Raw genomic sequence first — 24279 nt, 5'->3', positions numbered from 1 at the left:
CGAGATGCGAGATGCGAGATGCGAGATGCGAGATGCGAGATGCGAGATGCGAGATGCGAGATGCGAGATGCGAGATGCGAGATGTGATATTGATATGGCCCCTAAAAAGTAGACACAGGGGTTGTCCCGTATTTAATCAACACGGGACTGATAAAACAGGGAGAGACTAACGCTTTAAGTCGATGTAAATCTGCTCTACCTTGGTACGAGCCCAATCCGTTTTACGCAAAAACTTTAAGCTCGATTTAATGCTCGGGTCTTTTTTAAAGCAGTTGATGTTCACCATGTAACTCAACTCTTCCCAACCGTAATGTTCAACCAATTCAGTCAGTAGCTTCTGTAGAGTAATACCGTGAAGTGGATTATTGTCTTGTGTCATGAGATGTTCTCGCCATTTATTTGAGCTAAGTATACCAGTTTCGCTTTATGAATTATCCGACCATTTGAGTTCGTAATCGGTGTGGATAATCGAAAGTTCTTCTCTACCTGTATTACCAAATAATCTAACCTGAGCCTGCATCCATTCTTCGAAACGTTTTATCTTTTCTCGATGAAAGTAACCTGGAGGCGCGCACAAAAAATAATTGTATTTAGGCTTCAGCGCGATGTTTCCGATTCGCACCAATTTCTTTTCTTGTAAATAGCGGTATACCAAGCTGTGCTTAACAAGCGCGACACCTTGAACGGATAGCGCACCTTCTAACACAAAATGAGAGCCATCAAATTGCAATGATGTGCGGCCAGCTTTTACCCCTGCGACTTGTAACCAGAGATTCCAATCCATATCAGGCCAACGGTCTTCAATAAGTTCCGCTTTATGCAGATCGTCGATGTCATAAATACCGTGTTTCTCTTGATAAATAGGGTGGCAAACCGGGTAAATGACCTCGTCCATCAACCAACGTGATTCGATGTTTGGGTAGTCTCCATGACCATATCGAACGCAGATATCGACATTAGAATCTTCAAATGTGACTAGCTTATTGGTCGGCTCAATTAACATGGATAGATCAGGGTGGCGATCGCGAAAGTCGCCAATTCTCGGTACTAGCCAATGCTGAGCAAAGGAAGGCACGGTAGAGATCGACAGCTGAGTCGGGTTAGGATCTTGGTTGACGCGTCTTACCCCATCTTGAATATGGGCAAAGCCTTTCTTCGCTTGCAGGTACAATACTTCGCCTTCATGGGTTAATACTATTTTTCGGTGTTGGCGAATAAACAGATCTGCGCCTAACCACTCTTCAAGTTGGCGAATTTGTTGGCTGACGGCAGCTGCCGTGACAAATAGCTTTTGTGCGGCGAGCTTAAAACTGCCAGTTTCAGCCGCAGTATAAAAATAGTATATCCCTTGGAATGGTGGGGTGCGTTCTCTCACATTAGTTTTCCTTAACTGAATGCCAGTATCTATCGTTTGTCGATGTTGCTCTGTTGGTCGATTATTGACCATAACAAAGCGAAAGATCAACAGGAAAAAGGCTATGAATACGATCACAGCAACAGCAAATACCAACCATTCATTTTTATCATCATTATCAATTAAGAAATTCTATTCTAAATTAGGCCTGTACTTTCAAAATCGTAGAACTAGAAAGCAGATGTCTGAGCTACCCGATTATTTACTGAGAGATGTCGGGATTACGTCGGAACAAGTCGAGAAAGAACTGAAGAAGTCATTTTGGGAGTGATTCGAGGCAACGTAGCTTTTAACTCGATGTTGCTTTAACTCAACATAGTTTTGTCGGTGTCGGGAGGTTTACGTTACCGTTCTATGTTGAGTTAGGTTTATGGTTTATATAAAGAAGTGGGAGATGAGATTTAACTCTCCAATAGCTCGTTTACTTCTTCGTGCAACCAATTGGTGAACGCGGTAATGCGCTCTTCTCTCGGGGAGTTAGGATCAAAGCATAGGTTGACTTGAACCCCAGGTGTCATGCCTATATCAAAGGGCTTCACTAGCAAGCCGCGTTCGATGAAGTCACCAGCCAAGCTGTCTGTTGCCAAGCAAACCCCATGTCCCGCCATGACCGTGGTTAACCCCATATCAAAAGTACCGACTTCCATCCACTGAATGGTGCTGCTTTGAGTCGATATGTTTGCTTGCCTAAACCACTCCTCCCACGGGAAACAACCGCTATCAAACTGAATCAGCCAACATTTGAGGAGTTGTTCAGGTGATGTGAAGTTCAAAGAGTTTGCTAGTTCAGGGGAACAAAAAGGGTAAACCGGTTCGTTGATTAGCATCTCAAGAGTCAAGCCTTCTTCAACACACAGATCTTCGCCCTGCAGAATAGCCACGTCAATCTGACCATGTTTCAAATTTGGGGTATCAGACCCTGTTAGCACCTTAATTGGGATTTTTGGGTGCTTTACCGAGAACTTCCACAGCCTAGGTAGTAACCAACGAGAAGCAAAAGAAGGGGGACATCTAACAACAAGCAGCCCTTGAATAGGTTCTGATTGGATCTTGTTTAACCCCAGTAGAACCTCTTGAAATCCATCAGAGACATGTCTAAAAAGTGTGTGCCCTTCATGCGTCAAAGTCATTGCACGCCCCTTACGAATAAAGAGCTTACATCCAACCTGTTCTTCTAACTGTCGAATCTTCTGGCTGACGGCTGCTTGAGTGACGAACAGCTCTTCAGCAGCTTTGCTGTAATTACTCAAGCGAGCCGCAACTTCAAAGTAACGGAGACCTGAAAGGTGACGCAGTCTATTATCCATAAACTCAGCTTATAGTTCTTGTTAATAATGGTTGTTCGATTATCGAACAGGTTGTTTTCATAATAGCTATAAATAAACAGGGAATACAAGAGAGAGAACATGAAAGCAATAACCTGTTGGGTCGGAAGATTTATTACTCAGGTACTTAAAATCAATGATAATACTAAGATGAAGAAGGCGACTAAATCGAGACAAGTTATCTGCTCGAAATCGTTAAGTCATCGAATGAGAAAGGATGTCGGTTTAGATTGCGAGAGTAGTGATGCTGCGGATTATACTAAGTACTTATAATTTGAGCTTACAAAAAAGGAGCCATAATGGCTCCCTCTCGATTTTGATTATTCTTCCCAAACCACCAATTTATCTTTCGGCCAGTTATGACCAACTTCATGGTATTTCTGCTCAAGGATATGTCGCTTGATTTTGAGAGTAGGGGTTAACACGCCATTCTCAATGCTCCATGGTTCCTTAATCATCAATACACCTTTGATCTTCTCATGTGAACCGAGCTGCTCGTTCATTTTCTCGATAACGCGCTTTGTCGTTTTCTCATAGCGAGCTCGATCGAAATTAGGGAAGTCATGCGGCACCACAAGTAGGATTGGACCAGGTAGGCCAAGACCTATCAAACACATCATTTCTACGCGGCTGTACTCAAACAGTTTGTTTTCGATTGGTACAGGGGCAACAAACTTACCTTTAGCGGTTTTAAAGGTATCTTTCTTACGTCCACGAATCGTTAGGTAACCTTCACTATCGATATCACCGATATCACCGGTATGAAGCCAACCATCGGAGTTAAAAGATTCTTGGGTTGCAATATCATTCTTGTAGTAACCAGAGAATAAGCCTTTGCCTCGAACTAGAATCTCTTCATCTTCAGCTATTTTGAGTTCGATCCCTGGACCTGCATTACCAACCGTACCAATTTTATCGGCTCTGAATGGGTAGTTGAGTGTGCTGTAGGCGAAAGACTCTGTCATGCCCCATGCCTCGGTAATGTGCAGACCAACGCTCTCATACCATGCGAGTAGAGCGGGTGATACAGGTGCAGAACCACATCCGAGAACGCGAGCTTGATCTAACCCTAAACCATCAGCAAGCTTCTTCTTAATGATGTTGTTGATAAACGGAATCTTCAATAAGAAGTTCAGTTTCTTCTGTGGCAATTTGTCTTGGATTCGCTGCTGGAACAGAGTCCATAAGCGAGGAACTGAAATAAACAGAGTAGGGCGATGCATTTTCACATCATCAATAAAGGTGTCTAAAGATTCAGGGAAAGCCGTAACCACGCCCCCCATTACTGAAGAACCAAAGATGTAAACGCGTTCTGTAATATGAGCAAGAGGTAGGTAAGAAAACAGGCGATCGCCAGGTTGGATCCCAATATGGTCAATCAATCTTTGAACAGACCAAGTAAACGCGCCGTAGGTGAGCATTGCGCCTTTTGGTAGCCCTGATGTACCCGATGTATAAACAAGTGACATCAGCTTGTCGTCGTGATGCTGAGGGCGTTTGGTTGATGGTTCATGTGTCTCAATGAGCTGTTCGAAAGTGTGTTGGCACTTCGCTGCGCTGTCGTATGGCAGAGAAATACTCACTAAGCTCGGATTGTCATCAAGTACTTTTTGAGTGGCTTTAGGATCGTCAAGCTTACCCGCAATCACAATTTTACTTTCACTGTGTTCAATACAGTATTGAATGGTATCTGCACCCGCCGTTGGAAAGATTGGGACGCTGACAAAATCTCCTAACATCATGGCAAGATCGCAGATGAACCATTCTGCACAGTTTTTCGATACGAGAGCGACTCGATCGCCAGGTTGGGCTCCGAGTCCTTCTAGTGCTGACGCCAGTTTCAGTGCTTTGTCGGCTACTTCTTTATAAGTAAATTCGACAAATTGGCGGTTAATAATCTGTTTCAAATAGACTTCATCTGGGCGTTCTTCTGCCCATTTTAAAATCATATCATTGGGTGTAGGGAGAGCTGTTGCTTGTTCTTGGCTAAACTCGTTAGGCTGAATCATTGTCTAACTCCATGTTTTTCGCTAAGTTATTTTTGGTTATTTTTGTTAAAATCATGTTAAATGTACCATGGTTTTTTCTTTTAGGGAGTAAAATTAGCGTTTTCTGTTATCTGTGCAGGCACGTCTGTAACTTGCTGGGGTTACACCTGTCCTTTTCTTAAAAATTCTCGAAAAATACGACACATCCTTGTATCCACATTGATAGGCAATTACAGCAATTTTTGACTCGGTATCCGCCTCAATCAACTTTTTAGCTAGTAGAACTCTTTTGTCACAAACAAAGTCTCTAAAGCTTACCCCAAAGTGTAGATGAAACTTTTTCGAAAAGTAGGTTGTTGAACAATGGCATTTCTCGGCGATCTCCGTTTCTCTGATTTCTTTGTTTATGTTATCCATCACATAGTTAACAACCTCAGAAGTAAACAATTTGGTAGGCAGTTGATTGTTGTTATTTATGTCTCTGTCGAAATCGAAGTGAGGTTCGAAGATATGCTGTGTTTTACGCTTAAGTTCTTCGAATGTACTGGTCAGATGATTACTGTTTGTTTCGATAATGAAAAATATATTCTTATGATTTCGAACGATATTAGGTAACTGGCCCGAGCAAATAATGACTATTCGCTTGTTCAAGTTTTCACAAATAGATAATGCCATTGTAAGTAGTTGAAGTTTATCCGGTCTATTCAAGATGAAAAATACCAGTCTGACATCTAAGTTACTGATTATAGATATATCTTGCTTATAATTTTCAATGGGGAAGTAGTGATTTATTTTATTGATAATAACAGCATTAAATTCACTGTCTTTATCTGATAATAAAGGTGTTACTACTTTCATATAAATACCAACTCTATTTCATATTCAACTTCGAGTTTAAAAATAGATAAATTAAGATGCATAATAATTAGATTAGAAGTACCACAAAAAAGTGCAAGTAAATGGCAAGAAAATCCTAACCTAATATATCTCTCACCTCTAGATTTAGTTTACAGGTAAACAAAGCCTGATACACAAATCAAGGAGAGGTTATCATGGATAAGTTTTTGAATAATTGTAAAGAATTCATGAAAGATGAAGAAGGGTTGACTGTAATCGAGTATGTAATCGGTGCAGCTTTATTGGTATTAGGTTTGACAACCGTATTTTCTGGTTTAGGGACTACTCTAGCAAATAAATTAAACGCTATTGTTGCCAATGTTGGTTAGTGGTTGAGTTATGAATAACAATAGACTGAAACGACAATCGGGGTTAACTACGGTTGAGTATGTGATTGGCGCAGCCTCACTGGTTCTTGCTGTTGGACTAGTTTTCTCTGGTATGGCAACGGCTTTACTCAGTAAGTTTCAGAGTATTATATCGAGTGTATAAATAGAGTATATGATTAATGAGCCTTCAGCTTTTTGGGCATTGCTAATTGCAGTTTCGGTATACGATGTTGAGAAACATCGTATACCGAACAAAATATTGATTTTCTTTTTGTTTGTTTACTTTTTATCAATGTTTGACGGCAATTATACCTTTGATGTTTTTTTTATGTCCTTCGTTGGATTTGTGGTGTTTTTTTGTTTTGGATTACTCTTATACTTTTTAAGAGCTATGTCGGCAGGAGATGTGAAGCTATTAGGTATTGTGGGGATGTATCTCGGGTGGGGACAACTACTTGATGCATCGTACTTTATCTTACTTTCTTCTGGAGTGATCGGGACTTTCTACCTGCTATATAACTTTTCCAACTCGAACAGTCTTAGTATCAAAGGCTATTTTGAAAATAAGCTAATTATGCTTGGTGGGGTAGCACCAGTATTAAATGAAAGTGCTAGCTTGCACGCTAGGTATTCAAATAAGGTGACGATGCCTTTTGCACCCTCTGTTGTAATGGGATTAGCGATGTATAGCTACTTTACTTAAACCTGTTGTTGGTTAGCTTTGTGGAGAGGAATAATATATGGATATTATAGGGCGTACTGCTCCAACAACTTTGAAGCCTCAAATTTCAGCCCCTACCGTTCCGACATCTCTTGATATGTTGGGTGTTCCTGAAGTTGTTATTGAAAACCTCGTACTCAAGCATTTGTCTGCTTATCCTAAATCGGATGTGTTAGAGCTTTCTAATTATTTGTGTGTTGTTACCCATATAGTGGAAAGTGCTCTAGCCGTTTTGAGGAAGAAGTCATTAATTGAGGTGTTTCAACCTACCTCAGACCTTTCTCTTTCATCAGTCTCCCATAGTCATGTCCGTTATTCTCTTTCTGAGAAAGGACTGGAAGAAGCTGATCTTGCCTTTAAACGTGATGCTTATTTAGGGCCCGCGCCAGTTTCACTTGACCAATACAGTGATGTGGTCAAACAGCAAGACCTGAGAGCAGAGTTAGTGACTCGGCCACATGTCGAAGCTGCTCTGGATGATGTGTATGGTGTCGATAAAATGATTTCAGTATTAGGGCCTGCAATCAATTCTGGACGTGCTCTGTTGTTATATGGGCACGCTGGTACTGGTAAAACCTTTGTCGCGAGCCGTATTGTGAATGCTTTGCACACATCTGTATTTATTCCTTATGCAGTCTATGCATTAGGTAACATTATCAAAGTGTTCTCGGCGCAACATCATAAACCGTTGGATAGTAACGGAAGCGATCAAAGCATTTCCCTCAAAGATCAGTACGACAAGCGTTGGCTTAATTGTGAAAGGCCAAATATTCAGGTTGGGGGAGAACTAACTATGGATATGCTCGAGGTCAATCACTCAGAGAATAGTCGTGTCTGGTTAGCCCCAGTACAAATGATGGCGAATAATGGGATTTTTATCATTGATGATCTTGGTCGTCAGCCCATGCCGGTGGATGCGCTTCTTAATCGTTGGATTGTACCGATGGAGTACTCATTCGACTATTTGTCGCTGCCGAATGGTCAGCAGATAACGATGCCATTTGTATTAACTCTTGCCTTTTCTACCAATCTAAACCCCAAGAAAATAAGCGATCCTGCCTTTTTACGTCGTTTAGGTTACAAGATTGAATTCAAGCCACTTAATCAGCGAGATTATGAAGCTTTATGGATGAGCGTCGTTGCTGATAAAGAGGTAGAGCTTCAAGACGGGTTTTTTGAGCGTTTGTCTCAAATGCACACGCTTCTGAAAGTGCCACTTTTCCCATGTTTACCGAAAGATCTCGTTGGTATAAGCAAAGACATTCTTTCGTTTGAGCAACTCCCACCTGTTATCACATTCGATATTCTTTCCATGGCATGGGAAGTTTATTTTACCTCTGATGGACACGAGGAAGAGAATAATGAATAAGAGTCAAGTTTTCCTACTGTTTTTACTGTCCGTAGTATTCGGCTTAGCGGCTGTATTTTTTGCTAAGCAGTGGATGGATGATCAAGTTCAGCCAACCGTTGAAGTTGAAACGGTCGAGCGTCACCCCGTTGTTGTCGCATCACAAGAAATCGAAGCTGGAACCATAATTGAAGAGCAGTATTTAACGACGAAGTTGATGGAAGTTGATTGGATCAATGAAAACAACTATTCGGATCAATCTGAGCTAATAGGTAAGGTTGTCGCTAATACCATTTATGCCGGAGAGGTGCTTCACAAGTTACGATTTACTGTACCAGGAGAAGGGTCAACGCTTGCAGCTCTTATCCCTGAAAATAAACGTGCGGTAACGATACGTGTTGATGATGTTATTGGTGTGGCAGGTTTCTTATTACCGGGTAACAAGGTTGATATTCTCAATACGGTTTCTTACGGAAAAAATTCTGCAGCTACTCAAACGGTTCTTAAAGATATTAAGGTTTTGGCTGTAGATCAAACGGCTAAAACGAATGAAAACAGTCCGATTATTGTACGAGCGGTAACTCTTGAGATGACGCCGAAAGAGGCCGAGAAACTTCTCACGGCTAAAAGTAAAGGCAGTATTCAGCTGACTTTGAGAAACCCACATGAAGTTGAGAAAAAAGTGGTTCGTCGATATGTGCCTAGACCAAGTGTCACCATTATCAAAGGTACAGAAACATCTAATGTGCGCGTCAAGGATTGAGGTGAAATATGAGAATATTAATTGCGTGTGTTTTGAGCCTAATTTGTATTTCGACGGCCAGTGTTGCGGCGTTACAAACGGGAAAAACAGTCACGGTTCCACATCATAAATCTACGCATGTCGTGCTGTCGGGAAAAGCGGCGAAGGTTTCTCTTGGTGATCCTGAAGTTTTAGATATTGTAATTTTAAAATCAAATGAAGTGTTTTTAATTGGTAAAAAATTAGGTGCGACAAACCTAATGGCTTGGGACTCTCGAGGTCGGTTGATTGAGTCTATTAACATTGAGGTTACTCATGATCTTAATAGCCTCAAAGCTAAATTATATGAGTTTCTTCCTGATGAAACTATCGAAGTGCATAGTGCTCAAAATCGTCTGTTGTTAAGTGGACAGGTGAGTAATCAACAGCAGATGAATGTGGCAATGAGAATTGCAGAAACCTATTCATCTGGGCAAACCGCTGATGAATCGAAAGAGAGTGGTAGTGAACAAGCTGCGGCTACGGGGGTTATCAATTTAATGTCGATTGGTGGGGCTCAACAGGTGATGTTAGAGGTGACCGTAGCCGAAGTTCAACGAAGCTTGGTAAGAAAGTTTGACGCCAATTTCCATTTCTTCCAAACCAGTGGTTCAGACTTTTCATGGGGGGCATCTTCAGTGCCTGCTGGTGTGCTGGGTGCGACGCCTATCTTTGATATTCCCACTTCTACGGATTACGGCATTCTAGGATCTTTCATTGATAGCAATACTTTGTTTACCTTTGCATTGGATGTAGCAAAACAAAATGGTGTGGCGAAAGTTTTAGCAGAACCTAACTTAACCGCATTAAGTGGCTCAAAAGCTGAATTTTTAGCGGGTGGTGAGTTCCCTATTCCGGTGCCTGACGAAGATGGTATTACCATTGAATATAAAGAATATGGCGTTGGGTTAAAGTTCATCCCTACTGTTCTTAGCGACAAGAAAATCAATCTAAATTTGGCTGTTGATGTGAGTGAGATTGCCAACAGTAGTTCGTTAACGATTGACCCTGGTACTACTAATGCGACTTACTTCATACCTCCTATTACTCGACGAAGCGCATCATCGACGCTTGAATTAGCCGATGGACAAACTATCGGTATCGCAGGTTTATTGAGTGAGAATGTTAGGGACATCAGTAACAAAATGCCAGGCTTTGGTGATGTGCCAATTTTAGGTCAGCTTTTCAATAGCCAAGAGTATGTATCTGGTGAAACAGAGCTCGTTATTCTTGTTACTCCTCGACTCGCTAAACCTATCGATCGAACGAAAGTGACTTTACCAACGGATGCTTTCGTTGACCCCAATGACTTGGAATATTACTTATTAGGCCGAAGCGCTTACATCGCTGAACCGTCAGAATCGGACTCAGAGCAATCTCAATCGGCACAGACCGTATCGCCGACCGATGGTGGTAGCGAAGGCTCATTTGGCCATGATTTATAAGGAGATGGATATGATTAGAATAATGATGGTCTTTCTCGTGATGGTGTTAGTTGGTTGTGCGAACGATGCTCGTTTGGGGCACTCAGTAGCATTAGTGAAAACAGAGCAAACTTATAACCCTAATGCGACCCAAGAGAATTTACTCGAAGTACCTAATGGTACAGGGGAGCGGATGCAGACTGGCTACGACAGATATGTTGGTAGAGGTGAAAACGACCTGTCCGGAAGTAGTAGCCAGATCTTAGAAGAGTTTAACTAAATCTGGAGGTACTCATATGTTGTATCGAGTATCACAAAGCCCTAAAAAACAACAAGGCTTAGTTGTGGTGATGATTACCGCTGCCTTGTTAGTTTTTCTAGCTGTCTCAGCGTTAGCTGTAGATATAAACCATATGGTCGTGAATAAAACGCGCTTACAAAATGCAGTTGATTCTGCAGCGTTGGCTGCCGCAACCATATTAGACAACAGCAAAGATAAAGACGCTGTAGACGTGGAAGTCGGTACGGCACTCAATGCCATGGCGGCTTCAACAGGAAACCAAGAAATTGATTTCTCGACCGCTTCTATCAGCATTGATTATTCGAATGATCCACAGGATTTTACAGGTACGGCGACGTTCGGTACAAATGATGATGTTTATGTGCGAGTTCGCGTAGATGCACTAGAGATGGATGAATTTTTCATTCAACTGTTTGGCCTTGATAAGGAAGTATCGGCAAGTGCCGTTGCTGGGCCTAGCTCTGGGCAAGAAGTTGTAAACAACGTTGTACCTATTGGGGTGTGTATTGGTGATGGCACTTCGGATAACGATATTGATCCTGAAGATGGTTATCACGATGTGACAGGAGAAGAGATAGTTAATGTATTTGGATATGAAGTCGGAACGGTCCATGCATTGAAGGTGGGTGATAGTAGCTTGTCAGAAATGGGTAATGGTAATTATCATCTGTTGGATTTCGGTTCCGGTGGTAAAACCGTCAAGGAAGGTTTAGGTGGTAGTTATGACCAGCCAGTCAAAATTGGTGAAAATATAACAACTAAACCTGGAGGCACGGTTGGCCCCACAGGCGATGGTTTGAATACTCGATTTGGAGATTATGGCGGTGGCTTGTCTGCATCAGATTACCCTTCTGATTATGTAACCACAGAACCTACCAATGAAATAACGATTGATGCTGGTACAGGAGAGATCGATTCTGATGGAAGTTATACTTATGCTCAATATGAGTCAGATACCAACGCCTGTATAGCAAACGGTGGTTCTGGGTGTGCATCTAATGGTGTTGCTTGGCGAAGAATTTTGCCCATTCCTATGGTTGATTGCTCTGGTAAAAGTGGTGGTTCAACTGACTTTACCGTAAACAAAATTGGTTGTTTTTTCTTGTTGCAAAAAGCACCAACTAACAACTCAGGTACACCAGCCGTTTTTGGTGAGTTTATACATTCTTGCAGTGTCGCTGGTGGTTCTGGTAGTACAACGTCGACAACGGAAGGGACTTATAAGATTGTTCTGTATAAGGATCCCGATAGTGGGGAATCTTGATTATGAAGCAATCTAATCAATTTCAACGGGGATTTGCTGCCGTAGAGATGGTCATTGCGACTCCCGTTTTATTGTTTTTTCTAGTCTTAGTTCTAGAGCTTGGCAATATTCTTGTTCACTATAATGTGATATCGAAATCAGTGCAAAACGGCGCACGCTATGCGGTTAGTGAGGTGTATGGAACCATTGGTGGAACCATCGCACCGACGTCTGAAATTCAGAATGTGGTGGTCTATGGTCAGAACAGCGTGGGGACAGCTGTTCTATCTTCATTGACGACATCGGATGTGACCGTAACCCCGCCTTCAGGCGACAGTTATGTACGAGTTAGTGTGACGTATGATTATGTTCCACTCTTCTTGTCTATTCCTTTTTCGAATGAGAGTTTTGCTATTCCATTAAGTGTCACTTCGGTGATGAGGGTGCTGTGATGATAAGGCTTAAAAGACGAATCAAAGGGCTTGCTATTATTGAGTTCACTTTGGTCTCATCGTTAATTATGTTGCTGCTCTTTCTCATTTTCGCGTTGGGTGCCTATATATTTTCGCTGCAAATGGTCAGTGAAGCGACTAGGAAGGCTGCTAGGTTAGCGACGGTATGTTACGTCCTAGATAGAGATAATATTGCGGGAATGGTAGTGAATGATATTCCTCTTGTTGGATTTACTAATACGAACTTAGAAGTGGCTTACTTAGACGCGAGCGGGGTAGAGATTGCTTCTGATTTTGAAGCGAACTTTGGTGATATTAAATTTGTGCGTGCTAGGGCTACGGGTTATGGCATTCAGCTAATCAGTAACCTAAGCTTTTTAGGGAATAGTGGGTTTCTAGCCGCCCCTGCGTTTGAAACAATATTACCAGCAGAAAGTTTGGGTGTGGTGAGGCCTGAAACTGAAACTAGCACTAACATATGGAATCGATGCCCATAAACGGTTGTTTAAAAGGAGATAAATGTATGGGGGAAGCAATTCAATTAACGCCTAATGGAAACGACAATGATATTACGCGTTTAAGAACGAATCTAAAGGTTTGGTTAGTCTACAGTACTGACGGCTTTCATTCGCATATGAGTCAAGAACTAAAAAAATGTCGAAATGTTCATGTGACCTCTTTTTCTCTTGCGGCAATGAGTGAGGAATACCTAAAAAGTGCAGATGTTCCAGAGCTTATTTTTGTTGAAGCTAATGGGAATTGGGCTCAAAAAATGGTTGAGTTACAGGGGTATGATTTGTCTTTGGAAGACAAGGACTTGTCTTTAGTTGTGCTTGGTGATGAAAGTGATAATGGGTCATTAAAAATTGCGCTTCGCTTAGGAGCCTCAGATTTCTTATCTCATAATGTCACTATTTCAGACTTACTCCCTCTGCTTAAGAAAACGGCTTCCGAAAAGCTTGAAAACTCCAGTTATGGAGAATTTATCTTGTTTTTGAACACCAAGGGAGGGATGGGGGCAACTACCTTAGCGTTAAATACCGCTATAGAGATGGCCACTCAACACCCCAATGAAGTTCTTTTACTCGATATCGATCTTCAGTTTGGTGTGATTCCAGACTACTTGAACATAGTACCCACTTATAGTGTTTCTGATGCGATTAATAGCTCGAATGACCTGGATGAAATATCTTTGGGATCTTTGGTGAATAAACACGAATCAGGCCTCCATGTTCTAAGCTTTAAACATGAAAATAACGCTGATGATTTCGAGCAGGCTCAAAAAATAGGTCGACTGCTTCCGATATTACGTCGCTTTTATCCTTATGTGATCATTGATCTGTCTAGAGGCTTAGACCACGTGTTTGCATCAGCAATATCACCTGCGACGAAAGTACTTTTGGTTTTGCAACAAAGTTTAGTTTCAGTCAAAAACACCAGTCGATTAATTAAGTCTTTGAAGTTTGAATATGGCCTACAAAGCGACTCAATAGAGGTCATTCTCAACCGTTATGAAAAGCGACATTCAATTAAGTTAAAAGATGTAGAGCAGGCGGTGGGTAATCACAATATACATCTTATGCCTAACGATTTTAAAGTTGCGCTGGAGAGTGCCAACTTGGGGCAGCCGTTAGTTCAGTCGAGAAAGAAAAGCTCTATTACTCGCTCTATCATCGATTTGTCTCATGTTCTATCACCACCAGAACAAGAAGAGAAAGGGTGGCTGAAAAAGTTGTTTTCATAATGGGTTGATGAAAAGTAAACACGAGGGATTGTGATGTTCTTTAAACGAAAAAATGTAAATCCAGAGTTTGAAAAAAAAGTAGAACAGATTTCGCATGATTCAGAAGATGCCAATCCTGTTGACCGTTTATCCAATGTTGAGACGTCTAGTCATTCTCGGAATGCTGAAGCGAGCGTTGAAAAAGAGAAGGCAATTGATGAGGCTCGAAAAGTATTGGAGCAAGAATTATCAATCAAACACTTCTTTCATAAGCAGTTGCTTGAGACATTGGACTTAGGGTTACTCTCGAGTTTGGAGAAAGAGCGTGCTAAGTTAGATTTGCACGAAGCTATCGTACAGTTGATGGCTGAAGATGGTAGCCATGCTTTAAGTGCAGAAGGTCGAAAAAGGGTCATCAAGCAGATTGAAGATGAGGTTTTTGGTCTTGGTCCGTTAGAGCCCTTATTAGCCGATCAAACCGTGTCAGATATATTGGTCAACGGCCCTAAGAGCGTTTACGTGGAGCGAAGAGGTAAACTCGAAAAAACGCCCTATACTTTTCTTGATGATCGCCATCTAAGAAACATTATCGACCGTATCGTCAGCCAGGTTGGCCGTCGCATAGATGAATCATCACCTATGGTAGATGCGCGCTTAGTTGATGGCTCACGTGTGAACGCTATTATCCCTCCTCTCGCACTTGATGGCCCCTCTGTTTCTATCCGCCGTTTTGCTGTGGATCGTTTAACGATGGATAACCTTATTGACTACAATTCAGTTTCACCCCAAATGGCTAAGTTTGTTGAAGCTGCAGTAAAAGGCGAGCTCAATATATTGATTTCAGGTGGTACAGGTTCAGGAAAAACCACCACGTTAAACATATTCTCTGGCTTTATTCCACGTGATCAACGAATCATTACCATTGAGGATTCTGCGGAGCTTCAACTTCAACAACCTCATGTTATTCGATTGGAAACTCGCCCAGCAAACCTAGAAGGTAAAGGCGAAATCAGCCAGCGAGAACTCGTAAAAAATACCCTGCGTATGCGCCCCGACCGAATCGTGGTTGGTGAGGTTCGTGGTAGCGAAGCGGTTGATATGCTGGCTGCGATGAACACGGGCCATGATGGATCCCTTGCTACTATTCACGCTAATACCCCCCGTGATGCTTTGAGTCGTGTCGAAAACATGTTTTCGATGGCTGGGTGGAACATATCAACCAAAAACTTACGAGCTCAAATAGCTTCGGCTATTCACCTCGTCGTACAGATGGAACGACAAGAAGATGGTAAGCGTCGTATGGTGAGCATCCAAGAGATCAATGGTATGGAAGGTGAGGTGATTACGATGTCGGAAATTTTCCGTTTCCAACGTCAAGGTATTGATGAAGATGGCAATATTATCGGCTATTACACAGCAACGGGGGTCGTTCCTCAATATCATGACCAGTTAGTCAAACGTGGACTCGACCTGCCTTTCGAGCTCTTTACTGAGACTCACGGTTAAGGAGAGATTATGGATAATGTAAGCGTTTCATTAGGTCTGTTATTCATTGCGGTGCTTTTTATCTCTCAAGCTTTGTTGTTACCTGCTGCAGGGAAAAAAGCGAAGCATAAAGAGCTGTCTCGACGTTTGAAAGAGACGCAACGTAATATCGATGAAGAGAGTCTATCTTTATTAAAAGAACATTATAACAAAGAATTATCTCCTATAGACCGTAAGTTAATAGTTATTCCATACTTTGCTGGCTTAAAAAAAATGTTGGAATTAGCTGGTTTTAAATTAGCATTGAGCCGATTTTTACTTATTGTTTCTCTTTGTGGTGTCTTGCTCACATTGATATCAATAATGACCAATCAAGAATGGTTTATTAGTTTAGCTGCATTCATTTCTGTTTGGGTTATATCTTATCTGTATGTACAAAATCGAGTGTCTTATAGAATGGCTCGATTCGAAGAGCAACTTCCAGAGGCTTTAGATATTATCCGACGAGCACTGCAAGCAGGGCAACCGCTTGTTCAATCATTTAATGAAGTTGGCGAAGAACTTCCTGAACCTATCGGTGCTGAGTTTAAAAATACCTACAACTTACTTAACTACGGTTATGACTTACGTTTAGCTATTTTGCAGATGGCAGAGCGAGTTCCCACCGTATCAATGCTGGCTTTTTCAAGTGCAGTAATGCTACAAAAAGAGACTGGGGGGAATCTATCAGAGAACTTGCAAAAGGTATCTGAAGTATTAAGAGCTCGCTTTAAGTTAGAAAGGAAAGTAAAAACGCTCTCTGCTGAAAGTCGTCTATCAGCATGGATCTTAACCTTATCCCCATTTGGTTTATTTTTTGCTTTGAAGGTAGCCAGTCCTGAATATATCGAGCCACTCTACAAAGATCCTCGCGGTCTATCGATGGTCAGTGTCGGTATTGTTCTTTTGGCGATCGGAGCCTTATGGATTAAAAAGATCATCAGTATAGAGATTTAACTTATGGAATTATTAAATATTGAAGTCTGGAAGCAGATGTTAGAAGAGTTTGGATTCAGCTCTCAGGCTATTATCTATGCGATGATTTTGCTCACTACTGTCTTATTAACATTGACTATTGGGTTCCTGTTTTTAGGTGCTAGATCTCCTTTAGACAAGAAGCTAAGACAAATCTCTGAAGAGGGGAGTTCTGGTGGTCGAAAACCTTATGATTTTTCTAATACGTTAGAATCATTAAGCCCATTTATTAGTAAAGGTAATAAAAAGGATAATGAAACTTACTCAGAAAAGTTGATGCATGCTGGGTTCCATGAGAAGAGCTCGTTATCAGTTTTTTATGCGTTGAAGGTTTTATCTAGCTTAATAGGTATCGTCGCTGCTTTTATGGTTTATTACATATCGTTGGGGGGGGAGTACAATAATCTACTTATCATGACTTGTGTTTTCCTCGGAACATTCACGCCAAATATTATTCTGAGTAAATTACAAAAAGAGCGCCAGAAAAAAATTAGAAACGGTGTTCCTGATGCTCTTGATCTTCTCGTTGTCTGTACTGAATCAGGGCTTGGTTTTAATGCGGCTCTTGGACGTGTTGCATCTGAACTCTATGTATCCCAACCTGATCTCGCCGATGAACTCGAGACCGTATTTGCAAAAATCCAAGCTGGTGTAACCATGCCTGATGCTCTTAGACAGCTTATCGAGCGAACCGGTTTAGTCGAACTGGAAGGATTGGTTTCTTTGCTTTCCCATGCATCGAGAATGGGCGGTAGCTTAGCGCAAACGCTTCGTGATTATACTGAAGATTTTCGAGATAAACGGCAGCAAGCTGCCGAGGAGATAGCAGCAAAAATACCGACCAAAATGTTATTTCCTATGTTGATATTTATTTGGCCTTGTTTTTTCATTGTCGCACTTGGCCCTGGGCTACTTATCGTAATGGACGCATTGAGTGCGCCGGGAGCAAGCTTATGATTTTTTTAAATAAATTTGTTTTACTACTATTGCCATTTTTGCTACTTGGTTGCGCTTCCTCTGATGAACCAACCAATCAATTTGACGCAGAATTGTACTCTGGAAAGCCGATCGATACATTAACTAGCGATGATCCACCGCTAAATGAAAAAGAAGCAATAATGCGTGGTGATATTGCGCTTAGAGATAATAATATAGATTTAGCGCTTTATGAGTACATCCGATCTCTGTCTTTCCCTGAACAGGAGTTTCACGACAAAACCTTGTTTACGATAGGAAAAATTCATTCGTCTCGTGGTAATTATGCGCTTTCCGAGAAAGCGTACCTAGCTGCCTTGGATTTCAACCCAGCACATACTGAGGTATTGGAAGAGTTGGGGATCTTATATACAAAACAGCGCCGGACCGATGAAGGTCGAAGCTACTTTTTTAAAGCGATAAACGCAGACCAAGTTCGCTTGAAAAGTAGTGAAACGACAAAAAACTACCAAGCGTTGAACCAAACTGAAGTAGCTAGCTTAAAGTTTGACAATATGTCTCCAGCGTCAGCGTATATGGGTATTGGTGTGTTGGAAGATGTTGATGGAAAACATCAGATAGCTCAAGAGTATTTTAAGAAATCATTACAGATAGATAAAAACTCATTCAAGGCTCTATTGAACATGGGCTATTCACATTACATGTACGGCAATTACAAAGAAGCGTATCAGTACACGCGTTCAGCTTTAGAGTTAGAGCCAAATAACGAGAAGGCCCAAAATAATCTGGCACTCATTTACCTAGCCTCTGGTGATGTTAAGAAAGCCACTAATATGTTTATGCGACATATGGATACGCCTGAAGCATTGAATAATGTTGGGTATTTCCTAATATTACAAGGTAAGCCAGATCAGGCCGTTCCTTACCTTCAACAAGCTATCGATAAGAAACCATCGTATTACAGAGTAGCGAACGAAAACTTAAACAGAGCACTAGCGGAAGTGAGAGAAATGGAGCAATAGTGATTTGATTTGGCTTAATGAAAAGGATATTCATATTGCCTAAAAGTGATAATTTTAACAAAGATATCATTGTTGTCTCTGTCATCTGGCTAGTTTGTGCCACAGTGATCTTTATTTACAAGTGGGAGAGCGTTTCAGCTCTTAACCTGAATGACAATGACGACTATATGCGTTTCGTTCAATTTCAGGATTGGATGGCAACTGGTCATTGGTACCTAGAACCAATGAATAATTTTAATGCCGCTGATGGCATTGTTATTCATTGGTCTCGTTTTCCTGATCTCGTTCTGTCGCTTGTTGCCTTTCCACTATTGTTTATCGTTGATGATAACCTTGCTTATACAATATCCATCTCTCTTGTCCCCCTGCTTTACTTGCTGCTTTTTTCACTGTCATGCTTTTACTTAGCTGACCACCTCTTTGGTGCCAAGTATCGCTTTATTAGCATGATGTTTGCGATTTCTTCGCCTTCAATTATCCATTTTTTACCCGGTTCTATTGATCATCATAATATTCAGCTTATCTTCGCTGTCTTGTTTTTAGCCTCGACGCCGTTAAATCACAGCCAATTGTGCCAATCATGGCGTGTTTATGCTCAAGCAATCTTGTTGTCTTTATCTTTGTGGACAGGGTTAGACAATGTATTGTTATTTATGATTTTCTTCACGATTTACACCGTGTATTACGGTCTTGTTCGCCATGAGTGGTTTGGTTATATCTCTAAGCTGTATGCGAGTTCTGTTCTGTTTGGGGTTTGTGCGGTTTTATTAAATCGGCCTTACGATGAGTTTTTTGTTTTTAAGTACGACGAAATATCATTTGTTCTCATTATTTTTTTCTTCTGTGGTTGGCTATTTGTCAATATTTACCGTCGGTTAATGAATGAAGGTCAGAACCTATTGCCAAAGGCTTTGTTATTCTTTTTTCTTGCTGTTTTATTTTTAATTCCAGTTGCAGTACTTTACCCTTCACTCAGTAGTGCTTTATTAATTGATTACCCCCCGTTACTAAAAGTGTATTGGCTAGACCAAGTGACAGAAGCGAAATCGATCGTTAGATATGTCGCAAGTCATGGTTTTTTCTCAATAGAGAATTACGCTTTGCTGGTGATTCCTGCCACTTTGTATCCATTTTTTAAACGTAAAAACGACCACTGCACAATTTTGTATCTCATCTTTATGTTCAATTTAGCCCTTGCGATCTTTTGGCAGATTAGAGTCATGAGGTTGTGTTTTGTGTTAGCGGCCCCACTCCAGGCGTATGTGGTTCTTCAGTTAGCGGATTACATACGTTCCTCCATCATAAAAGCGACGGTTATTATTTCTGGAGCACCACTAGCGGTAGCGTTTGTCATTCTCGCTTTGTCGCCAACCGAAGAAATTACAACTACTCTTGATGAAGAGGAAGAGCCTTTGAGCATCTATAAGGTTTTAAAAGATAACGATATAAATTCGCAAACTATCCTGTCTGGAATAGAAACAGGGGCTCCGGTATTGGCAAAAACGACTAACCGTATTATTGCCGCTCCTTACCATCGAAATATTGTCGGGAATCAGTTTCTTATTGAGGTGATGCTAGAGGAAGATCTCAGCTTAGCTGAAAAGAAAATCATAGCTAAAAACATAGATATTATTGTTGTTGGCAATGATCCACATTTGTTGATTTTAAAGGACTCAGCTGGTGAGGAGGCACTAATCAATAAACTATACAGCTCAGATACACCGACTTGGTTGGAGGTTGTGCACGACAACATCGAAAGCGGTTACCGAGTATTTCGAGTTAGGGGGAGTACATGAAAGAACAAACCATTGCTGTGTTACTCCCGTGCTTTAACGAAGCTGGGGCTGTTGGAAAAACTGTGGCTGATTTTCAATTAGCTTTACCCAGCGCAACTATTTATGTGTACGACAATAATTCTACTGATGGGACGGTCAAGGAGGCGTTACAGGCTGGTGCTATTGTTCGTCATGAATCTCGTCAAGGTAAAGGCGAAGTTGTGAGGAGGATGTTTTCGGATATTGATGCTGACATTTACATTATGGCTGATGGTGACGATACCTACGATGCGTCAATATGCCCCACATTGATCGATCAGCTCGTAACTGAACAGCTCGATATGATCATCGGTAGCCGAGAGCGTTCTTCAGGGGCTTACCCCAAAGGACATATTTTCGGTAATAAGATGTTCTCGACACTTATCAACCGAGGGTTCGGCGCTCAATTGAGTGATGTATTTTCGGGCTATCGAGTTATGAGTCGTAGGTTTGTTAAAACAGTTCCAATTTTTAGTGATGGCTTTCAAATTGAAACGGAATTAACCGTACACGCGTTACACCATAATATGTCAATCAAAGAAGTTCCAACTAAGTATCATTCAAGACCTGAAGGCACTGCTAGCAAGCTGAATACATTGAGTGATGGTATTAAAATCCTTAACTTTATTTTGTTCTTATTAAGAGACGTAAAGCCGATGTTTTTCTTCGGTGTGTTGTCAGTGTTGCTTTGTTTTATTTCATTAGGATTAGGGATTCCCGTTATCCTAGATTTTATCGATACAGGGTTAGTTGAAAGAGTACCTACTGCTATTCTGTCTAGCTCAATTGCACTTATTGCGGTGATGTCTTTCTTTTGTGGCTTGATACTTGACAACGTGTCACGAGGTAGAAGAGAGATGAGAATCCTCTCAATATTAAGAAGTCACGATCACAAGCTATCAAAATAGGGTTCAGGTATGAGAATAAGCAAGAACGAAGATAAAGAATGGCTCAACTATTTATCTCGATTCAGTGACGAATATGATGAGCGGGTTTACAGCGGAAATACAACGGGTTATGTGATGAGAGCTGGCCATGTAGCGTGCGAAAAGCCATTTGGTGAAAGTGAACACTTTTCGAGAGTGTTAGAAGTGGGATCCGGAACGGGTGAACACTTACTGCATGTTAAGCACACTTTTGATGAATATATTGTAAGTGATGGTGATGCTGCGGCGCTTGAGTTGGCCCAAAAGCAGCTCAATCATATCAACTCTTACGATAAACTTACTTTCGATGTGACCAATGCTAGGCAATTAAACTTTGAAAATAATAGCTTTGATCGAGTGATTGCAACTCATATATTGGAACATTTGTATGAGCCCCATTTAGTTATCAAAGAGTGGTTAAGAGTGTTAAAGCCCGGAGGGACTCTTTCGATTCTGATTCCTACTGATCCTGGAATAGCATGGAAGATTGGTCGGTACTGTACGACGAGGAAGCAAGGCCTGGCAAAAGGTTGGAATTACGATTATATAATGGCAAGAGAGCATGTAAATCCATGTAATAATCTAATCGCGTTCTTAAGGTACTATCTTCCTGAACATCAAAAATCATTTTGGCCGATGAGTTTTGTGCCTCTTATTGACTGTAATTTATTCTTCAATTTTCACGGGATTAAGCCTGATTCTAGTTCTGAAAAGAAGTAAGAAGCAAGCGACTCGCTCACTTCTTACTATAAATCTTTTAGACTGCTAAACCTGTCATTGCGCCAAAGACCATGAATAATCCGACAAGCCCTACAATAGGTAACTTCACGGTTTTCAATAACCACACACCAACAATGATCAGAGCGAAATCTAAGCCACTACTCACTGCGCTTGTGAAGATCGGTTGATACAGAGCCGCAAGTAATAGACCGACAACCGCTGCATTTACACCCGTAAGTGCACCAGCTACCAGAGGCTTGCTTGCAATTGCCTGCCAGTTTTTCAACACACCTAATAGTAATAAGAAGCCCGGTAAGAACACCGCAATCGTTGCGAGTAGTGCGCCTGTGATCGGTGCCGATGGCATCAACACATAACCTAAGTAAGTCGCAAGTGTAAACATAGGCCCTGGTACTGCTTGCGCTGCTGCATAACCTGTTAGGAAGGCATCTTGAGACAGTTGGTCACCAATACCATTTTGTAGCAACGGAAGTACCACATGGCCGCCACCGAATACTAAGCTACCTGCTTGGTAGAACAGGCCAAACACTTCAATACCTTGAGAGTAAGCACTGAATAGAGGCAGGCCAACTAGCAAAGCAACAAAAATCACCAGAGGCGTTACCGATATTTTTTGTGTTGAAGGTGTCGTTTTTAGCTCTTGGGACGTCAAGAACTTACTGCCAACCATCGCTGCAAATAGAAGCACTAAAACTTGAGGCCAGATGCCTGGAATCAGTAGCAGAACAATCGCGGTAATCACACATAAGGCGGTTGCTATCTTCGATTGGCAAAAGTTCTTGTACATACCAAAGGTTGCATCAGCCACAACCACTACCGCTAATAACTTAAGCCCGTGAATGATTGAATTGAAAAGTGGTGCTTCCAATAGCTGGTTGCTGACTAACGCCAGTATCAGCATCAGAATCACAGATGGGGAAGTGAAGCCGACAAATGCAGCAATAGCACCGGTTAGTCCACCTTTCTTGTAGCCAACCGCAAAGCCAACCTGACTTGAACCTGGGCCCGGTAGAAATTGACTAAGAGCGACAATCTGCCCGTACTCTTCGTCGGACAGCCAGTTCAGTTTCTCAACAAAGGTTTTACGGAAGTAGCCAATGTGTGCTGCTGGTCCACCAAAGCTAATCCAGCCAAGCCAGAAAAAGGTTTTAAAAATTGAAAGCATGATCGATTCCAGATAAATGTTTAGCGTAATTTAGGTGGAGTTGAACTATGATTCAAATTAATTGTTTTAATTATAACTATGAATGAAATGGGTTATTTAGCATGGCTGATTTTAATTGGAAAGGAATCGACCTTAACTTGTTGATTGCACTTCAGGCTTTGTATAAAACGAATAGCGTAAGTAAGGCTGCTGAGCGTTGTTATGTCAGCCAATCTGCGATGAGCCATAGCTTACAAAGGTTACGAAAGTTGTTTGATGACCCTTTGTTTGAGCGCGTAGGTAGCAAGATGGAGGCGACCGACCGAGCCGTTGAACTATCAAGTACCGTGGATGCGCTACTGAATACCATCCAGTCCGAAGTTCTGTTATCTAAATCGTTTGATGCAGAGACTTATAAAGGGACTTGGAAGATTGGTCTCACTGATTATGCCGAGCAGATGTTCGCTCCAATATTGTTTGACCTGATTAAGCAATCCTCTCCTTATTCCCAAGTAGCGTTGTTCAATGTAAACCGGAGTAACTACCAGCAAGTCTTTGACGATGCCAAGCTTGATATGACGATAGGTAGCTTTGGTGAGGTACCAAAGCAATATCGAACAAAGCATTTGTATACGGAGCAACATGTTTGTTTACTTGATCAATCGGTTCTATCTATTGAGGAGCCGATGTCGCTAGAACAATTTGTTGCTGTCGAGCACGCGCTCGTTTCCCCGGCAGGGGCTTTAAAGACGGGAGTGGACACTCGTTTAGGTGAACTCGGTTTAAGCCGGAAAGTCGCGATCTCTTCCAGTAACTTTTTAACTGTTAAGCGGCTCATTCGTGGCAGAGAACTATTGTGTATTGTCCCCAAGCTAGTCGCGCGCAAGGATATGGATAGTGAAGAAACCTTACTAGCTGTGAAGCCACCAATTGATGTTCCAGATTTTGATATCCAGCTTGTTTATCGAAAGGCAAAGCATTTAGATGATAAAAATAAACTACTTAGAAAGCTGATTACTAATGCGATCTCATCTGTGATTTCCGAATAGTTTATTGTGTCGGTTAATCGTCAAATTCATATGAATTAATTTTAGAAAAATACGGTTTATTATAAGAACCCGACTATACTTAATTTACGACTCAAAGCAGTCGTAAAGAATAGGCTTTTTGATTTACCTAAGTAAAAAAATTGGTTATATCTTCATGATATAGCTTAAAAATCTACCAGGCTAAACGGACTTAGTTGGTCTT

The 24279-nt window shown here is 41.4% G+C and carries 26 protein-coding genes; 20 read left to right on the top strand and 6 right to left on the bottom strand.

Annotation, left to right across the window (positions count from 1 at the left end; all coding sequences use genetic code 11):
* Window positions 1-166: 166 nt before the first annotated feature.
* Both MSG34_RS09475 and MSG34_RS09470 read right to left on the bottom strand, forming a co-directional pair.
* Window positions 167-379 (bottom strand): VF530 family protein, encoded by a 213-nt coding sequence (locus tag MSG34_RS09475; RefSeq protein WP_012604684.1) that lies wholly within the window; start codon window positions 377-379, stop codon window positions 167-169.
* 45 nt (window positions 380-424) lie between these two features.
* On the bottom strand, window positions 425-1375 hold the full coding sequence (locus MSG34_RS09470; protein ID WP_048612294.1) for a LysR substrate-binding domain-containing protein: 951 nt from the start codon (window positions 1373-1375) through the stop codon (window positions 425-427).
* Between the two features lie 103 nt (window positions 1376-1478).
* Between MSG34_RS09470 and MSG34_RS09465 the strand changes: the two genes are divergently transcribed.
* Window positions 1479-1685, top strand: coding sequence for a DUF1127 domain-containing protein (locus tag MSG34_RS09465; RefSeq protein ID WP_048612293.1), 207 nt, complete (start codon window positions 1479-1481; stop codon window positions 1683-1685).
* A gap of 130 nt (window positions 1686-1815) precedes the next feature.
* Here the strand turns inward: MSG34_RS09465 and MSG34_RS09460 are convergent, their stop codons facing one another.
* The 3 genes from MSG34_RS09460 to MSG34_RS09450 all read right to left on the bottom strand — a co-directional run bounded on the left by MSG34_RS09460 (window position 1816) and on the right by MSG34_RS09450 (window position 5585).
* Window positions 1816-2721, bottom strand: coding sequence for a LysR substrate-binding domain-containing protein (locus MSG34_RS09460; RefSeq protein ID WP_048612292.1), 906 nt, complete (start codon window positions 2719-2721; stop codon window positions 1816-1818).
* A 338-nt stretch (window positions 2722-3059) separates the two neighbouring features.
* The gene (locus tag MSG34_RS09455) at window positions 3060-4748 is read right to left on the bottom strand and encodes an AMP-binding protein (RefSeq protein ID WP_017060826.1); all 1689 of its coding nucleotides are present in this window, start codon (window positions 4746-4748) and stop codon (window positions 3060-3062) included.
* A 93-nt stretch (window positions 4749-4841) separates the two neighbouring features.
* Window positions 4842-5585, bottom strand: coding sequence for an AraC family transcriptional regulator (locus tag MSG34_RS09450; RefSeq protein WP_248337161.1), 744 nt, complete (start codon window positions 5583-5585; stop codon window positions 4842-4844).
* 194 nt (window positions 5586-5779) lie between these two features.
* On the opposite strand from MSG34_RS09450, the gene MSG34_RS09445 reads away from it, so the two are divergent.
* From MSG34_RS09445 to MSG34_RS09360, 18 genes are read left to right on the top strand one after another with little or no spacing between them, the layout of a single operon-like run.
* Window positions 5780-5953 carry a Flp family type IVb pilin gene (locus MSG34_RS09445; protein ID WP_248337159.1) on the top strand — a complete coding sequence of 58 codons (174 nt, stop codon included), beginning with the start codon at window positions 5780-5782 and terminating at the stop codon, window positions 5951-5953.
* 10 nt (window positions 5954-5963) lie between these two features.
* Window positions 5964-6116, top strand: coding sequence for a hypothetical protein (locus MSG34_RS09440; RefSeq protein ID WP_167542291.1), 153 nt, complete (start codon window positions 5964-5966; stop codon window positions 6114-6116).
* A 9-nt stretch (window positions 6117-6125) separates the two neighbouring features.
* Complete coding sequence (locus MSG34_RS09435) at window positions 6126-6656, top strand: A24 family peptidase (RefSeq protein WP_048612288.1); 531 nt, start codon at window positions 6126-6128, stop codon at window positions 6654-6656.
* Between the two features lie 37 nt (window positions 6657-6693).
* A complete protein-coding gene (locus MSG34_RS09430) occupies window positions 6694-8043 on the top strand; it encodes an AAA family ATPase (protein WP_086775615.1) in 1350 nt (449 codons plus the stop codon).
* Window positions 8036-8785, top strand: a complete 750-nt coding sequence (cpaB, locus tag MSG34_RS09425) for a Flp pilus assembly protein CpaB (protein WP_059020093.1) — start codon at window positions 8036-8038, stop codon at window positions 8783-8785. The genes MSG34_RS09430 and cpaB overlap by 8 nt, the downstream gene beginning before the upstream one ends.
* An 8-nt stretch (window positions 8786-8793) precedes the next feature.
* Window positions 8794-10248 (top strand): type II and III secretion system protein family protein, encoded by a 1455-nt coding sequence (locus tag MSG34_RS09420; protein ID WP_050645761.1) that lies wholly within the window; start codon window positions 8794-8796, stop codon window positions 10246-10248.
* Window positions 10238-10507, top strand: coding sequence for a hypothetical protein (locus MSG34_RS09415; protein ID WP_052878864.1), 270 nt, complete (start codon window positions 10238-10240; stop codon window positions 10505-10507). Before MSG34_RS09420 ends, MSG34_RS09415 begins: the two co-directional genes overlap by 11 nt.
* Window positions 10508-10523: 16 nt before the next feature.
* Window positions 10524-11792, top strand: a complete 1269-nt coding sequence (locus MSG34_RS09410; RefSeq protein ID WP_059020091.1) for a TadE/TadG family type IV pilus assembly protein — start codon at window positions 10524-10526, stop codon at window positions 11790-11792.
* A gap of 2 nt (window positions 11793-11794) precedes the next feature.
* Window positions 11795-12223 (top strand): TadE/TadG family type IV pilus assembly protein, encoded by a 429-nt coding sequence (locus tag MSG34_RS09405; protein ID WP_059020090.1) that lies wholly within the window; start codon window positions 11795-11797, stop codon window positions 12221-12223.
* Window positions 12220-12720, top strand: coding sequence for a TadE/TadG family type IV pilus assembly protein (locus MSG34_RS09400; protein WP_059020088.1), 501 nt, complete (start codon window positions 12220-12222; stop codon window positions 12718-12720). The genes MSG34_RS09405 and MSG34_RS09400 overlap by 4 nt, the downstream gene beginning before the upstream one ends.
* 26 nt (window positions 12721-12746) lie before the next feature.
* A complete protein-coding gene (locus tag MSG34_RS09395; RefSeq protein WP_248337157.1) occupies window positions 12747-13967 on the top strand; it encodes an AAA family ATPase in 1221 nt (406 codons plus the stop codon).
* Between the two features lie 33 nt (window positions 13968-14000).
* Entirely contained in the window at window positions 14001-15452 is a 1452-nt protein-coding gene (locus MSG34_RS09390; RefSeq protein WP_248337155.1) for a CpaF family protein, read from the top strand.
* 9 nt (window positions 15453-15461) lie between these two features.
* On the top strand, window positions 15462-16427 hold the full coding sequence (locus MSG34_RS09385) for a type II secretion system F family protein (RefSeq protein WP_059020082.1): 966 nt from the start codon (window positions 15462-15464) through the stop codon (window positions 16425-16427).
* A 3-nt stretch (window positions 16428-16430) separates the two neighbouring features.
* A complete protein-coding gene (locus MSG34_RS09380; RefSeq protein ID WP_059020080.1) occupies window positions 16431-17402 on the top strand; it encodes a type II secretion system F family protein in 972 nt (323 codons plus the stop codon).
* Window positions 17399-18403 (top strand): tetratricopeptide repeat protein, encoded by a 1005-nt coding sequence (locus tag MSG34_RS09375; protein ID WP_248337153.1) that lies wholly within the window; start codon window positions 17399-17401, stop codon window positions 18401-18403. The genes MSG34_RS09380 and MSG34_RS09375 overlap by 4 nt, the downstream gene beginning before the upstream one ends.
* Window positions 18404-18420: 17 nt before the next feature.
* Window positions 18421-20199: a hypothetical protein gene (locus MSG34_RS09370; RefSeq protein WP_248337151.1), complete on the top strand. Its 1779-nt coding sequence runs from the start codon at window positions 18421-18423 to the stop codon at window positions 20197-20199.
* Entirely contained in the window at window positions 20196-21125 is a 930-nt protein-coding gene (locus tag MSG34_RS09365; protein ID WP_050652455.1) for a glycosyltransferase family 2 protein, read from the top strand. Before MSG34_RS09370 ends, MSG34_RS09365 begins: the two co-directional genes overlap by 4 nt.
* A 9-nt stretch (window positions 21126-21134) precedes the next feature.
* Window positions 21135-21863, top strand: a complete 729-nt coding sequence (locus tag MSG34_RS09360) for a class I SAM-dependent methyltransferase (RefSeq protein WP_248337149.1) — start codon at window positions 21135-21137, stop codon at window positions 21861-21863.
* Between the two features lie 37 nt (window positions 21864-21900).
* Here the strand turns inward: MSG34_RS09360 and chrA are convergent, their stop codons facing one another.
* The gene (chrA, locus tag MSG34_RS09355; protein ID WP_050649673.1) at window positions 21901-23049 is read right to left on the bottom strand and encodes a chromate efflux transporter; all 1149 of its coding nucleotides are present in this window, start codon (window positions 23047-23049) and stop codon (window positions 21901-21903) included.
* Window positions 23050-23150: 101 nt separating this feature from the next.
* Between chrA and MSG34_RS09350 the strand changes: the two genes are divergently transcribed.
* Window positions 23151-24077 carry a LysR family transcriptional regulator gene (locus MSG34_RS09350; protein ID WP_248337147.1) on the top strand — a complete coding sequence of 309 codons (927 nt, stop codon included), beginning with the start codon at window positions 23151-23153 and terminating at the stop codon, window positions 24075-24077.
* Window positions 24078-24279: the final 202 nt, after the last annotated feature.

The organism is Vibrio sp. 1CM2L, from assembly GCF_023161695.1.
In the GTDB taxonomy this organism is placed as follows: Bacteria; Pseudomonadota; Gammaproteobacteria; order Enterobacterales; family Vibrionaceae; genus Vibrio; species Vibrio coralliirubri.
Note: the sequence above shows the minus strand (reverse complement) of the source record. Positions and strands in the feature narration are given on the sequence as shown.